The 14,627-nt window shown below is 58.1% G+C and carries 14 protein-coding genes; 8 read left to right on the top strand and 6 right to left on the bottom strand.

Annotated elements, in window-relative coordinates:
- Positions 1-41 precede the first annotated feature (41 nt).
- Both JDO7802_RS18075 and JDO7802_RS16600 read right to left on the bottom strand, forming a co-directional pair.
- Positions 42-839 carry a hypothetical protein gene (locus JDO7802_RS18075; protein ID WP_144430655.1) on the bottom strand — a complete coding sequence of 266 codons (798 nt, stop codon included), beginning with the start codon at positions 837-839 and terminating at the stop codon, positions 42-44.
- Positions 840-1,064: 225 nt separating this feature from the next.
- A complete protein-coding gene (locus JDO7802_RS16600) occupies positions 1,065-1,697 on the bottom strand; it encodes a tyrosine-type recombinase/integrase (protein ID WP_055087025.1) in 633 nt (210 codons plus the stop codon).
- A 513-nt stretch (positions 1,698-2,210) separates the two neighbouring features.
- Between JDO7802_RS16600 and JDO7802_RS16605 the strand changes: the two genes are divergently transcribed.
- The 6 genes from JDO7802_RS16605 to JDO7802_RS18085 all read left to right on the top strand — a co-directional run bounded on the left by JDO7802_RS16605 (position 2,211) and on the right by JDO7802_RS18085 (position 8,125).
- Positions 2,211-3,071: a formylglycine-generating enzyme family protein gene (locus tag JDO7802_RS16605; RefSeq protein WP_187298167.1), complete on the top strand. Its 861-nt coding sequence runs from the start codon at positions 2,211-2,213 to the stop codon at positions 3,069-3,071.
- 42 nt (positions 3,072-3,113) lie between these two features.
- Positions 3,114-3,716, top strand: coding sequence for a hypothetical protein (locus JDO7802_RS16610; protein WP_144430656.1), 603 nt, complete (start codon positions 3,114-3,116; stop codon positions 3,714-3,716).
- The gene (locus tag JDO7802_RS18080; RefSeq protein WP_144430657.1) at positions 3,683-4,336 is read left to right on the top strand and encodes a hypothetical protein; all 654 of its coding nucleotides are present in this window, start codon (positions 3,683-3,685) and stop codon (positions 4,334-4,336) included. Before JDO7802_RS16610 ends, JDO7802_RS18080 begins: the two co-directional genes overlap by 34 nt.
- 507 nt (positions 4,337-4,843) lie before the next feature.
- Positions 4,844-5,593, top strand: a complete 750-nt coding sequence (locus tag JDO7802_RS16620) for a hypothetical protein (RefSeq protein ID WP_144430658.1) — start codon at positions 4,844-4,846, stop codon at positions 5,591-5,593.
- 557 nt (positions 5,594-6,150) lie between these two features.
- Positions 6,151-7,209, top strand: a complete 1,059-nt coding sequence (locus JDO7802_RS17785) for a DUF262 domain-containing protein (protein WP_083481212.1) — start codon at positions 6,151-6,153, stop codon at positions 7,207-7,209.
- The gene (locus tag JDO7802_RS18085; RefSeq protein ID WP_144430659.1) at positions 7,202-8,125 is read left to right on the top strand and encodes a HEPN domain-containing protein; all 924 of its coding nucleotides are present in this window, start codon (positions 7,202-7,204) and stop codon (positions 8,123-8,125) included. Before JDO7802_RS17785 ends, JDO7802_RS18085 begins: the two co-directional genes overlap by 8 nt.
- Positions 8,126-8,374: 249 nt before the next feature.
- On the opposite strand, the gene JDO7802_RS16630 is transcribed toward JDO7802_RS18085, so the two are convergent.
- The 3 genes from JDO7802_RS16630 to JDO7802_RS16640 form a co-directional block, all read right to left on the bottom strand.
- Positions 8,375-10,651, bottom strand: a complete 2,277-nt coding sequence (locus JDO7802_RS16630; protein ID WP_055087031.1) for an AAA family ATPase — start codon at positions 10,649-10,651, stop codon at positions 8,375-8,377.
- Positions 10,652-10,674: 23 nt separating this feature from the next.
- Positions 10,675-11,214, bottom strand: coding sequence for a PDDEXK-like family protein (locus tag JDO7802_RS16635; RefSeq protein ID WP_187298168.1), 540 nt, complete (start codon positions 11,212-11,214; stop codon positions 10,675-10,677).
- Between the two features lie 98 nt (positions 11,215-11,312).
- A complete protein-coding gene (locus JDO7802_RS16640; RefSeq protein WP_055087033.1) occupies positions 11,313-11,798 on the bottom strand; it encodes a hypothetical protein in 486 nt (161 codons plus the stop codon).
- 183 nt (positions 11,799-11,981) lie between these two features.
- Between JDO7802_RS16640 and JDO7802_RS16645 the strand changes: the two genes are divergently transcribed.
- Positions 11,982-12,164 carry a hypothetical protein gene (locus JDO7802_RS16645; protein ID WP_055087034.1) on the top strand — a complete coding sequence of 61 codons (183 nt, stop codon included), beginning with the start codon at positions 11,982-11,984 and terminating at the stop codon, positions 12,162-12,164.
- Positions 12,165-12,301: 137 nt separating this feature from the next.
- Entirely contained in the window at positions 12,302-12,970 is a 669-nt protein-coding gene (locus JDO7802_RS16650) for a DNA-binding protein (RefSeq protein ID WP_055087035.1), read from the top strand.
- A gap of 304 nt (positions 12,971-13,274) precedes the next feature.
- Here JDO7802_RS16650 and JDO7802_RS16655 read toward each other — a convergent pair whose 3' ends face one another.
- Positions 13,275-14,585 (bottom strand): plasmid recombination protein, encoded by a 1,311-nt coding sequence (locus tag JDO7802_RS16655; RefSeq protein ID WP_144430660.1) that lies wholly within the window; start codon positions 14,583-14,585, stop codon positions 13,275-13,277.
- Between the last annotated feature and the right edge of the window lie 42 nt (positions 14,586-14,627).

A 14,627-nucleotide genomic window follows, 5' to 3' on the forward strand; every position in this document is an offset into this window, starting at 1 on the left:
CTTCGCCGAAGATGAAAGGCATCAGAAGCTACTCACCTTTTTCACTCACATGCACAGACCAATCCCACACTATTCTCGAACTGCATCTCACATCCTAGCTCAGAAATTCTTGCGTAGACTTCGCTAACTCTCTCGTCAATTTCATTGCGGCGCAATTTAGCGAAGTACGCCCCATCAATTTTGAAATATTCATGAAATCGTCTACCAACGTTTGTCATTCCAAAAATGTGACCTGCGTATTCACCGCCCCAACCCGACTCGACGCCACTCCGATAGACCTCACGGTTCACGGAGTTCCCAATGTTGACATTCGCAATCCACAAGTCGCCCCCGTTCCTTAAGACGTAGCCAATCGACTCCCAATCAGAAATTGGACTAAAGACTGCCCGACACTCCGAGATTGCAAACCTCATAGCCGCTTGTTGATCGAAGCTAGAGATTTGCGCTCGAGCATCGGCTAACTCTTGCTGAAGAGCAGAGATTTGACCACGAGCAGATGATACTTTGCTCTGGAGGACCTCGTTACCAGCTTGCAAAGATACGTTTGCAGCCGAGATTTGAACTAATTGTTCTTGAGTACTTCGCAGCGTTTCTTGTAGGGTCCCTGCTGTTTCATTTTGATCAGCCTGCACAAAAAACGACACAATCATAACTGCTAAAGCTGCAAAGGCCGCACAACCGTAAACCAAAGTTTTCACCCAGCCTTCGACAACATTAGATACCAATGAAATCAAGGTTGCCGCGAACGCTAGAATGATAAGTAGGTATGTCATTGCTTCGCCACTCAATGAATTTTGTTGCCAGACAACGGCCGAAAAATGAATCTTGCTATCTGTCAACCACTGAAAGAACGGAGCAGCTTGAGCAACTGTTAGTCAACCCTCGTAGAAAGCGGGCGCTTGCGGAGGCGCGGCGAAAGGCAACTTCGTCCGCGGTGCAGGCATCCAGCATGTCGATAATGCTGCGCTCATGGGTCAATGTCCGTTATGCTGGCTGCGGATGCAGCATAGCCGAAGGTTGGTCAATGTCCGAAATGGGCCGCCCTTGAAGGCGACCCGAAGTAGCTAGATTTCTATGGCCTCGGCGATTGCTAGCGCGTCCTCCAGCTCGACGCCTAGGTACCGGACTGTGCTGTCCATCTTGGTGTGTCCAAGCAGAAGCTGAACCGCCCGCAAGTTGCCTGTCTTCTTGTAGATCTGAGTCACCTTTGTTCGCCTCATCGAATGCGTGCCATATGCGCTCGCCTCTAGACCGATTGATGTGACCCAATCGCGGACGATCCGAGCGTACTGGCGTGTCGAGATATGCAGTCGCTCGTGGAAGCAGCCAGGCCAAAGGTACTCGGAGCCAACCATGAGCTCGTCTTCCATCCACTTCTCGAGTGAGGCGCATGTGCCTTCGGTTATCTCAAAGCGCACGGGTTTCTGTGTCTTGCTTTGCAGGACGGAGGCGCGCTCCTTGATCTGACCTGATGCCATTACATCCACGACTTTCATCTTCACCAGGTCACAGCCGCGCAGCTTGCTGTCGATCGCCATGTTGAACAGTGCGAGGTCGCGATGGTTTTCGGCCAATTCAAGTCGAACACGGATTGCCCACACATGCTTTGGCTTCAGCGGCCGTTTCTGGCCAACGATGCGGCCTTTATTCCAGGCTGGGCGAAGTGCGCGAATGGCTGGTAAGTTTGGTGTTTCCATGACTGATCCTCCGATCCGCCATGCCCTCCACAACGACAACCCGACGTTGACGAGGCACCATATCACGGGATTGCTGCGCGGCTCACGAGGTCGGCAGTGAGCCCTCTTCGAACAATGCTGCAACGGGCGCGAATAGCGGCTTTGCGGATCGTGCTGCGACTGCCGAATGGCGTTCAAATTGGCTCTAGACCCGCCTCGGCTGCCGTTCCAAATGCTGCGACCGACCCGTATGTGACGGCGCGACCGTTCCACTCGGTCATTTCGCGGGGGTGCACTTAAAGACACAGGCGTGGTGTATGCGCATCTATTTACTGCCTCTGCGTCGAATTGTGACCCAACGATTACTCCTTCACTGCCGCGAGTCTGCGGATGGTTGTATCCCATTATCTTGAACGTATTCTCCTGAGTCGGTGGCGCGGGGTTTGAAAGGTCAAGATGAAGGATACCTCTAGTGTAGGGCGGTGGCTCGCTGTCTGCGCGTCCGGCGTGATCGGAATTGCGGCAGGCCCCACGATGGCCGAGCCCTATGTTCTACCCGACGGTACGCAGGTTGCGGCCCTCGAACAGTTCCGCGAATGCGACGCGTGCCCCGAGATGATCGTCCTGCCAAAGGGTGCGTTCGAAATGGGCGCACCGCCGGAGCAGTCGATACTCTTGACCTACATGCGGGAGCGGCGTGGCGAGGACGTGCCGGGGCTGAAGCACGAGGGGCCGGTGCACCGAGTCGAGATCGACCGCGCGGTCGCCATGGGGCGCAACGAGGTGACCTATGACGAGTTCCTCGCCTGTATCGCGGCGGGGTGGTGTTCGCATCGGCCCGATCCGGCGGTCATCATGCTCGGAGGTGACTACATGGCCACGGGGCGGCACCCGGTTATCAACGTCTCCGCCGAGGACGGGATGGATTACGCGGCGTGGCTGAACGGCTTGGTCGGTGCGCCGGTTTATCGGCTGCCGACCGAGGCGGAGTGGGAATACGCGGCGCGCGGTGGCACGGACCGGCGCTTCGCCGAAGGCGACGTGCTACGCCACGACCAGGTGCGGTTCTATGAGGAGGGGGTGCAGGTTACTTACCAGCAGCACCCGGTGCCGGTGGATGAACTGGACGCGGAAAACGCGTGGGGCCTGCGCCACATGTCTGGCAACGTGCAGGAGCGGACGATGTCCTGCTACGCGTTCCGCCATCTCGGCCTACCGACGTCGAGCGCTTATCTGGACCACGCCCGGAGCACCCCCGACTGCCGGTTCGTCACCAAGGGAGGCGCGTACAATTCGGGACCGGACTCCGCGCGGCCCGCATCACGCGGGCATGCGCGGAGACCTGAAGTTCGGACCAGATATGCGGGGTTCCGGCTCGTCCGGGAGGTGGAGTGAGGCCCGAGAAACGGATCGTGGGTCAAGAGGGATGATCATAAGATGAGCGGCATTCCAGGACGCTACATGGGGCTCGCGGACGTCCCGCCGGTCATCATTCCGGTGGGCGGGCTGACCTACACGGTGAGCGGTTCTACGGAGGCGTTCCAGAACGTCTACACGATCAACGCAACCGTCGGTGTCAGGGTGCCCGACTCCGGGGGCACCGGAACCGTCGGAGGTGCGGTCGGAATTTCTTCGGAGTGGGGACCGCAGGGCCGTAACTTCGACTCCGATATCGTAATAGATGCCGGGGTCAGCGCTACGTTCGAGAACAACCCTATTCCGCTAACGAATTTTCAGCTCGATGGCGATCAGGTGCTCGTGACGGTAGGTCTCCCCGGATCGACGCAGACATTCGGCTTCACGCGCGAAGAGCTTGCTAACGGGGTCGCTGCCGACAATCTTGCAGATTCGGCCCTTAGCAGACGTTGGGCATGGCCTTGGGATGCTGCGGTCGCACCCCGAATTACGGACATTGGTGCAACTCGCAGCATTCTCGACGCGTGGATTACCAGGACGCGAACGAAGACTGCTTTTCATAAAACTTCTGATGTCGTATTCTTCTACACATGGCAAAACGTGACGATTTTAGAGCTCCCGTAGTAAGAACAATTGCGCAACGTGCAGGTTACCGTTGTTCAAATCAGACATGTTTGCGCCCGACAATTGGACCAGACGGCGCTGACGAAAGCGCCAGCATTGGTGTTGCCGCGCACATTACTGCCGCTGCTGAGGGCGGGCCGAGGTATGATCCTACTTTGACTGCCGAGGAACGAGCCGCTGCCGAAAATGGTGTTTGGCTCTGTCAGACCTGTAGCAGGCTAGTAGACGTGGATGTCACCAGTCATTCCATTGGTCAGCTTAGAGAGTGGAAAACCCTAGCTGAGATGCGTGCGTATCTAGGCATTCGCGGGTTTGCGATTGTAGTGTCCCGGAGCTTTCAGAAGCTTGAAGACAAGATGCCAATCCTTCTTGCGGAAATGCGAGACGATATAACTGGCTCGCCATTCACTCGTGAATTCATTGTCGGTTCCAAGAAATGGTCCTACAATGGCGACTCAGAAAACCCGGTTTTCTCTTATCATTTCGAAGACCACGATAACTTGAAGCCGATGCTGAAAGTGATGCAAAATTATAATGCAATCATTGAAACGACGTACAACAATGTCGACCGATTTGAGCTTACGGAAGACTTCGCAGAATATCTCCTGTTGCCGGTTTAATTTGATCGCTCAAGGTTCACATTCGACCCTAGTTACCTACGCGCTGTTTTGTGTTTATAAAGAGCTACTTTAGCTGAATCGCAGAAATTTGGTAAAATGGATTTTTGCCGCCACTAGATCGGTCGTAGCATTTTCGCCTGCCAAGTAGTCCCGCCCGTGACGGACGGCCCAGAGGGGACGTTCACGTTGGCCAACTGCGCCGCAGTGCAGCTTTCTCAAAGCCGCCATTGGCTGCTGTACGAGATCGGGCGCAGTCTAGTGGACGAAGCTCTCGTCACAGCAATCATGGAAAGGGATCACAGCAGATCAGTGCTGCGACTCCTACCCCTGCGCCACGGAATTTTCACGGAAGCAAATACATGAAGCAATATCATTGAAAATCGAGTACGTCGCGATGGAGTCTTCGACCGCGTTCAACGCACGCCAACATATATTGAAGTCAATTTGACCGACGCTCCATTTTGAGCTTGCTCGGACTGACATTTCCGGTAACGTTCCGACTGAAAAATGAGTAAATACATGAACCTACAGGCCCTTTTCGTCGCCGTCTTTTCGTTGATGGCAACCTCGGTTTTTGCCCAGCCCGTCGAGACGACTCAGCCCCGCGGTATGAGTAGTGGGCATTCTCAACTCGCCGCGCAGGCTCGCAGCCATGAGCAGCGCGTTGGTCAGGCTGTTTTCCGGGCTCCGGCAGACATCGCCAAGAAAAATTGGCGCGGCAAGTACGAAAAAGAGCCGCTTGGAAACATGACCGGATCCGATCTTCGAAACCTCCTGAACAACCGGTATTTTATCTACCGGTCCAACGGAAGCCGCGACGGCGATTTCTTCGTGACCTACTTCCAGAACGACACGGCCTTTCGATGCTACGTCGGTCGCCGTGATATGGAACAGGTCTACGTCAATTACGGTCAGTCGGTCATGGGAGAAGGCCTGACTCTGGAAAACAAGCCCGGACAGGCATGGCGTACTCGCGCTATCGTATACGATGCCACCACGGGCCAGATACGCTGGGGCGTCGGTGACCGGAAAGATTTCTACGGCTGGGTGCAGAACGAGTATCCGGACTTCGCGTCGAACTCCTGCCCCGGCCTTCCGCGTGCTGCTTCGGTCAACAGTGTTCAGTCGAGCACCCGCGACTTCCGTGCGAACGCCGCCGCCGCTCGACCCATTCGCGGGGCCCGCACCATCTTCCAAGGTGTGACCAACAGCCCCCTGACGGCAGAAATGTATGTTTATCTTTATCCCTATGAATAAAAGGCTACACCCAAAATCAGATCTCAGGTGCCCCTTTCCGTTCTTCGTCGCGCTCCATGGCCGTACGATATCGACCCACATACGAACATCGACGCGCGCATTCAGAGCGATGTGCATTATGTTTGTATTCCCTTCATGGGCAGGCCCGGGAAGACGTGCAAATCAGCCAGAAATATCTCCCGGTTTGATCCGCGCGCTTTACATCTGATCTTTAAACATTCAACAATGATTGGTGCGGCGCGTTATCTGGCGCCTAAAATGGAATTATCCCTACAGCAATTAATAAATAATTAACCTGCACCGCTTTAATTGACCGACTCTTAGCTGCCTTTCGTGCGAAACGCGTTTAGCGACCACTTATCGCCACGAGGCGTGGCATTTCGACCATTGCTCAGTGACGGTAGCAGCGAGAAAATTAACTATTTCGGATAATTCTATCCTTGATGGAGTTTCGCTTACTCACGGACATCTGTAGGTTCCAGTAATACCTCTCGCTGGAAGACGTTTCCTTGTTCTCCTCCGGCCACTATTCAAATTAAAGCATTGGGAGTTTTGGCATGGATGCAACCAGAATACTGAAAAAATTCAAAGAAGCTCAGCATAGCTTGGTTATTCAGAACTCAGATTTTTCATTGTCGGTAATGCGTGAAATGATCGCTGGTGGTGCTGTTGACGTGAGCCCACATTATCAACGCCGTGATCGATGGGGCAGGGTTAAGCAGTCTCGCCTTATCGAATCTTTTATCCTAAATGTCCCAGTGCCTCCAATTTTTCTTTCAGAGCACGAATACGGCACGTACAGCGTGATCGATGGGAAGCAACGATTAACTGCCATAAGTCAATTTCTGAACCAAGAATTCCCGCTCGAGGGCTTGGAGAGCTTTCCGGAACTGAACGGCCTACGCTTTGATAGTCTACCTCGTGAGATACAAAATGGTTTGATAATGCGGCCATACCTCCGAGTAACAACTCTTTTGAATCAGTCAGACCCAGATTTAACCTACGAAGTGTTTTTGAGACTAAATACTGGAGGTGAGAGCCTCACTGCTCAAGAAATAAGAAATGTGGCTTTTGATGGCCCTTTCAATGAGGGAATAATTGAGGCCTCATCACATCCGTTACTAATGCAAGCTCTTAAGTTGAAACCCGATCGCCCCGCTAAGGACATGAACGATGTCGAGATGGTGTTACGGTTTCTCTATATGAATTTTGGCAAGATCCACAGTAATTTCATGTCTCGAGGCATGGATGAATTCATGAAAGATCATAAGGGCGAGTGGCCATATGTGTACCAATCAGCGTTTGAAACCAGTATAAGCCGCTGCTTTACCCTGTGGGGTGAAAATGCCTTTCGAAAGCCTGTAGAAGGGGGATGGAGATCTCAATTTATAGCCCCAATGTTCGACGCTGAGATGTTCGGTTGCTTCCATCTTTCAGAAGAAGAGTTCTCAGTTCTCTCGCAGAAGCCAGATGTAGTTCAAGCCGAAACTAAAGCGCTGTTTGCAGCGGACAGCAACTTTGTAAAGTCGATTACACAATCCACAAACAACCTGTCCGCCATCAATCTAAGACTGGATACAATGCTGAATTTCCTGCGGGGAATTGCAAATGAGTGAAGCGAGAAGCCAGCTCTTTCAAAGACTAAAGGCACTCGAACTGGGGATTGAAAATCCAAGCATAGCGCAGCTTACGACGACCGAAACCAATCACAACCAAGTGGCTTCCCTTTTTCGGCAAGGAATGGCAGTAGTTGCCTTTGTAGCACTGGAAGACTTCATTAAGAAACGAACCTCGGAAGCTATGAGTCAAATTAGCCAGTGCGGGATAGCGTTTCCAGACCTTCCCGAAAAACTCCGAAAAGCATCAACCCATGGTGCCATTAATTCAGTCGCATTTCAGCTAAAGATCAGGCCATCAGAGGAACGAGAAAGTTACGCTCAAGATGCCACTGGCTCCATATTCTCGACGGTTAATGAAAACTATAGATTGTATGAACACTCTTTTGGCTTTGACGCCTCCAATATAAGCGCTGACACGATTTCCCCTTTTCTAACTGCTATTTGTGTTCCCGCGACATGGCAGCAACTGACTTCCTTGGCAGCTGAACTGGAGCTTGGTTTAGATCTTAGATCAAGATTTACGTCGAGCGCGGCCCTCAGGCACAAGGCGGCCCATGTTCCAAATGCCAACATTGCTGTAGGAGAACTTGAAACGCTTAGGAAAAATTGCATCGCAATCTCTATATGCTTTGATGCCCTCACAGAAACAGCTCTTCACGCGTTCCAACGCCGTGATCAGCAGGTTTTGTATCGTGGTCGATCAATAGAGAGTTCTGACGTTTTGTACTGCAAGATTAAGTTCCTTGATGGAAAGTGGAAGGTAACGCCAAAAGGTCATGCACGGACCTATCGCTCATTTGCCAGCAAAGCTGATGCAGAGAGTTTTATTCTCCAAAAGGCGTGGGAGAAACCTTGCTGCGCAATATTCTATGATGAAAATCGCTTTGCTTCACATTGGAAGGTCATCAGTTAAATTGAGGCCAATTAAAAAATCGCCGCGCGCCCGGTTTTCCAACTAAAAATCAAATGTACAGAAATGGCAGTTAGCTGATCTTTCTAAGGTGTGCTCTTCCTCCGCATAGCTGCCATTGGTGCGGAACGCAGCGAAGGTCAGCTTCCCGCCCACTTCAACCAATCTCGTCAGATCACGCGCGTCCTGCTGCCTCGACCGTTACCGAGGGCTCAGCGGTCGAGACGTCCAGTGCTGTCGCCACCGGCGACCCTAGTGCAGCGTGCAGGCGGGCGCGTTGGAGACGCCATCCTCGCACGCCCTCCGAAGCAAGCGCGTGAGATCCGCGATCCGATCCGCATTGAGGTCGCGCTCCCTCTGAAGCGTCAGCGCGATGTCGATGAGAGCCTGCTCGTGGCGTGCCAGAACATCAGACGCCCGTCGTGCACCTGTGGACAGATGCCGTTCGACGCGACGGCGCAGGCCTTCTGGAAGACGCAGACGCTCATGGGCTGGAATCGGCGCGTAGATCAGGTGATCGGCGAGGCCCCATTCCGTCTCGATTTTCAGGGCGATTGCCGTTGCGACTTCCAGGTCGGAGCCGTCCCCGTATCCTGCTCCGTGTCCGATGCTGCCGAGGATCAGGCCTTCCGCCGCGCGCCCGGCCAGAACCGCCGCCATGCGGCGGTCCAGCACGTCGCGGGTCAGCCGCTGCGGCAGGTCGACTTCGACTTCTCCGCCCCGGGCGGTGATCCGCGCGCCGCGTGGCGGCGCCAGACCAAGAGCGGCGGCGACGACGATGTGACCGGCTTCGTGAACGGCAGTTTCCCAAAGCGCCGCCGTGGTCTGCTTCGGGGCAACGCGCTCCGCAGCTGCCTCCAGATCGGTTTGGCACAAGGGCGCATTGCGATGCCTTGCGAAGCCACGCGCCCCGCGAACCACGGCAGCGATGTCCGCGCCGGTGCAGCCGAGCAACTGATCGACGATAGGACGGGTGTCGACCTTGCGGCTCTGCGAACCCAAGTGCCCCTTCAAGATCGCGGCCACGCCGGTCCGGTCAGGGAGCCCTAGCCGAAGGTGTCGATCGAACCGACCGCTGCGGACGATTGCCGGGTCGACGCGATCGGGATGGTTCGTCGCGCCCACGACGATCACGCCGGGCGCATCGGCGAGGCGCGTCAGATCCGTCAGCAAAGCGTTGACGACGCTGACACCGTAGCGGCTTCCGTGGCGGTCGCCGCCATCGCGGCGAGAGAAGCTGTCAAGTTCGTCCAAGAAGAAGACGGACGGGGCCTGTTCGATCGCTTCATCGACGCGCGCCGCCATCGCCTTGAGGTAGTCCCCCAGATGGCCCGCCGCCTGACAGGCACCGTAGGACGTCGACACGAAGTGCAGATCCGCTGACCCGGCAAGCGCCGCCGCGGTCAACGTCTTGCCCACGCCCGGCGGGCCACTGAGCAGGAAGCTGGACGTCACGTCGGACCAGTCGAGCCGCCCGGCCCGCCAGGCCTCCACGTCCGAGACCAGCGCCTCCAATTCGGCGCGCACGGATGGCTGGCCGTGGAGATCCTCAAGCGTCTGGCCCTTTGATCCCGGACCCTCCGCGCAGAGCTCTGCAAGCCGCCATGCCGCGCGGATCGGCGAGGCCTCCATCAGCGCCCGCCGCCAGAGGATCGGCGCAAGGGTCGCCGCTCTCCCCGCCGGGGGTAGTGCGGCGCGGATGGCGTCTTCGGCAAGACAGCCGGTGTGCGAGTGCGTCGCCCTCAAAACCTCGACCACGTCGTCGGCCGTCAGCTCTGGCCAAGGCAGGATTTGCACGGGCAGTCGACGGGCGATGTCGGGAAGAGCCTCGGCCCCGCTGGCAAGAACCAGCATCGGCGTGTTCTTGGCGACCGCCCCGTCGAAGTCTTTCCGTCGCCGCTCGATCTCGCGCTGCGCGACGATCCTGTCGTCGCGCCTGCCCGACGCGACGGGGTCGTCCATTCGCAGGACGGCCAGCGAAGGCTGCATTTCAGACCGGCCGGCGAGCTTGAGATAGGTCGGGACGATGTCCTCAAGCGCATTGTGCAGCGCGTCCCGCTGCGTCGACGATCGTACGGGGATCAAAGTGATCGCACCGAGCACGAGCAGGCCATCGAGGGTCCCGTCCGACCCGAGGCTGCGGACAAGGCCGCAGGCCGCGAGAAGATCTCGGATCGGAACGTCCTCGATCGGGCCGGACGTGTAGATGCCGGCGGCCCAGGGATCGTCGCCGCGCTCGATGAGTGCGGCAAGCTCTTCCGGCGCAAGGTCTTCGGCGACCGGCCGGTGGAACTTCCGGTTGGCGAAAGCGGCCTGGAGCGGGGACTTGGACGGTGTCGTCGCATTGGCTTTGGCCTCTTTGTCGGCGTCGTTCCGCGACCGCGCCGGGTCTTGCTCCGCGTCGGGCAGCACCTCGCCCGTTACATGGAAGGTGTCGTTACGGCGGACCACTTCGCGCAAAAGCCGGCGTTGAAGATCGAGGGCGGCAGGAGAGAGTGCGCCCGCAGGCGCAGTGAGAAGATCGGTCATGGGAATAGTCCTGAGCAGGTAGGTCAGGCGGCGCAGGGCACCGCGGCATCGGAGGCATCGCCGGTCAGGTCGATGCCGATGCCTATGAGCGCCTCTTCGAGCGACGCGCGCGGGGCGGCGCGCAGGCTCGGGATCGCGGAGACGGGAATGCGGAAGTCCGGCCGCAGTTCGTGCGTGAAGAACACGGCATTGTCGGCCAGGCACACAAGCGCCAGGACGTCGAAGTCATCGGCCCCGTAAGCGCGGACGCCCTGCGGCGTGCCGCGATACCCTTTCCCCACGTGGAAAGAATATGCGCCGTTGCGCGGCAGGCTGCACGTCTTGATCTGCATGCGCGTCAACCCGCCGGGCGTGTGGACGAGCCGGTCGGAGGCCAGATTGCCCGGCACGTGCATCGGCAACAGCCCGTGCCGGAGGAGCAAGCTGTCGACGAGCGACTCACCGGCACTGCCGATCAGGACGGCATGTTCGCAGATCACGGACCCGGGGATGTCGGGGTAATCCCACAGAGAATGTGCGGCTTCGACGCACGTGGGCACGCGCGGCAGGTCAAGACCCGCCAAGGAGAGTTGGACGGCCATGAGAGCCTCCTCGAATGATGTCGATGAATGGCGAAGGAGCGCCCTGCCCCGCGCGAACGCGGGCAAGGCGCGGGCGCCGATCAGGCCGCCATCGACCCCGGATCATCGGCATATTCGGGCACGAAAGGCGTCTGCCGGATCGACAACCGGTAGAGCCACGGCAAGGCCGCGGCGATCAGATGATCGACGGGCGAGCCCGCAGGAACGAAGGACCGCATCACCATGACATCCGTCACAGCTCCGAAGAGATCATCGCGGCATTCGATGCCGTTGAGTGACAGAACCGCGTCGACGCGTTCCGCGACCTCGACAAGATCAGCGGAGGCCGGGGCATTGCTGTTGGCGCGCAGGAAGGCAGACGTCGCGGCTTCGGCGCGGTGCCATGCGGAAATGGCCGCGTCCTGTGCGCATTCGACATCCGCGCCCTCCTCGAGCGCGATCGCCTCGAGATGCTCCTCGGATTCGACGACGTCTACGAGGGACAGGATCACGTCGTAAAAGCTATCCATCGCAAAGACGGTGGGTTCAGTACCGGAAGCCGGGGTCGTATAGGTGGCAGCAGCCATGATGATCTCCTACGGATCGTTGTGGTGAGGGCGGTGTAGGAGCTCGAACTCCCGCATCGCCCGATAGCGTACTATCTGGATATCGCCATATATCTATTAATGCAAGAAAAAAGTTTTCGCGATCTGGATGTATTTCGATAAGGGCGTCATAATCAGCTGGTTTAGAGGCTGAAGGAGAGAAGAATGGCACCCCCGAAGCGCGACACTCATCCGGTTATGTTGAAGCTTCACCGGCGCATCATTGACGCGGTCGACGACCTTCGCCGCAAAGACGATCAAGCGCCCAGCCGCCCCGAAGTCATCCGGCAAATCCTGCGCTCGCATTTGAAGGACAAAGGATACGATGTCAGCGAATGGGATGACTGACTGGATTTGGTGAATAGCTTCAGATTATTTTTCCGACTGCTCTTTCGATACCTGTGGACAACCTCGGACGGCCTCGGCGCGCTTCTGTAGTGTGATGTCGGACACGACACCACGCGACAAACAGAAGGACGCGCACCATGCCCATCACTCAGGAAGACGTCGACAGCGCCTGCGAACAGCTCACCGCCGGAGGGGAGCGGACGACCATCACCGCCGTCACCGGCCTCGTCGGCGGTGGATCCACCGGAACAATCCGCGGAATGATTAAAGTCTGGGAAACGGCGCATGCGGAGCGGACCGCTCTGCGGCAGATCCCCGTTCCAGACGCGATCGCTGACGACATGTCCATCAGCCTGGCCCGCCTCTGGCGCGATGCGATGGCGCATGCGACGGCAGGGCATGAGGCAATGCGCAGGGATCTCATTGCAAGCCGCGCCGACGCCGAGACAGTCGAAGTGGAGCTCCTCGGCCGGATCACGGTGCTGGAAGACGCCCTTGCCGCCAGGGAGCGCGAGACCGCCGCTCTCCTCGCACGGCAGGCGACCTTCGACAGCGACCGGACCGAGATGGCCGACCGGGTCATCAGTGCCGAGACCGCCAAAGCGCGCGCCGAAGCCCGTGCCGAGACCAGCGCCGCAGAGGCCCATGCTACGAAGACGGAAGCAGCGGCCGCACTGACACGCGAGGACAGGATGCGGGACGAGCGGGACGCCGCGCGGCGTGATGCCATCGCGCAAATCACGGCGATCGAGGAGCGGCTCAAAGCGGCGATGACGCGGCGGGATGCGGCAGGATGTGAGGCCTGACGATATAATGTCCGAGACTCGCAGGGGTGGGAACGAAGGCACGACTGGCACGGGCCAGCCGATCTCTCTGCGCAAGCCCGGAGATCCGGAGTGCAATCGTGATGACGGCCTGAGTACCGCAGGCGGCATGCCCCCGGAGGGACCCGAGCCTGAATTATAGAACTGCCAAGCGTGCCTGCGGACTGCCGCCAATCTCTCATCGAGTGGACCTTGCCAGCGGACCGTCGGTCGACGTTGGCTGGCCGCGCGGCGGGCAGTGCAACGCGCCTGACCGCGTCCACAGTCAGCACCGATGGAGACAGCGTCAGACGTCCGGCCCCAGCGACACGTCCCTCTCGAGTTCCTCCCCGTCCCGCCGCGCGTCCACCGTCAGGTCGTCGCGCAGAAGCCAACGCCTCAGCGCGACGGTAAGACGGTCAAGACGAGACAGCTTCGCTTCGATCTTGCGTTCTTGCACCAGGAAGCGCCGCGCGAGTTTCAAGAGCCTTTTCTTGAGGCGTTGCGGTGCAGCCTGAAGAGGCTTCGGGTCTGCCATTCGCAGACCACCATCGTCCCGAAGCTTCATGGAGCCGTCTTCCAGGCTGGAGACCACGGCATCCACCGCTTCGAAGCTGACCTCCGCCTCCGCCAACTTCGCTCGTGCACACCGCTCTTGGGCATCAAGCGCCCCGGCCCGAGTTTCGTTCGCCGCCCGATGCGCCGCGATCCTCGTCATCGCCTCTTCGAGTTTCGCGATGACATCGGCCTGCTCGGCTTCTTTCTTCGCCAGCCGCGCCTGATACACATCGAGCCGCTTCTCTTCCTTCGCGTTCAACTCGGCTTTCGCCCTGAGCTTCGCGAGATACTGGCGCGTCTTTGCGGCGGAAGCCTCCAACTCTGCCTCGTCCTTCCGCAGCAGCTCCACCTCAGCCTTCCTGGTTTCGATCTCTGCGGGCAGATCCTGGTGCAGCTCCCGCACGCTTCGGTTCAACGTATCGGCGTAGTCCGCCCCCGCATTGATCCGGGACCACTTCTTATGCCCGCGTTCGATCCCCGGGCAAAACCGCCCCATGATGTCCGCCGTCAGATCCTGAAGCTCGGACATGACCTTGAACGTCGCCACCTTGCTGATGGGCGTACCCGCATCGTCGTAGCCCCGCAGCTCGTAGTGCGCGTGGATCGTGGTCTCATCGAGATGGACGACCAGACCCTCCAGCCTCGTCCCAAGCCGATCCGCCACGGCCGTCGCCAAGGCGAGGAACGCGGCGTCCTGCGTTTCCGCTTCCAACCGCTCGAACATCGCGGCCGCCTCGTGCCCGAAGGTAATGATGCCTGCGGTCACGATCGCTGCGTTCGATTTCATCCTTCGCCGAGCACCCCCCTTGTCTCGAAGGCCCACGACCTCCCGCCGGATCTCGGCGATCGGCCGGGGAACGAACAGCTCTCGATTCCAGTGCGACCGCGCTTCGTCGACGTAGTTCGGCTGAGGTCCCTTCCGGGAGTCGTGACGACGCTGGCCATGAGCCTGGGACCGGGAGCGTGCCTTCAGACGGGTCGATGCCGCGCGTGGGTTCGCGTCTGCGGCGCCAGTTTTCGATGGATGGGTTACGGCGGGGAGAGAGACATTCTTGTTCATGCCCAGATGATCGGGCGGGTCAGTGAAAGTTCGCACTGATGA

This window comes from Jannaschia donghaensis, from assembly GCF_001403795.1.
Classification (GTDB): domain Bacteria; phylum Pseudomonadota; class Alphaproteobacteria; order Rhodobacterales; family Rhodobacteraceae; genus Jannaschia; species Jannaschia donghaensis.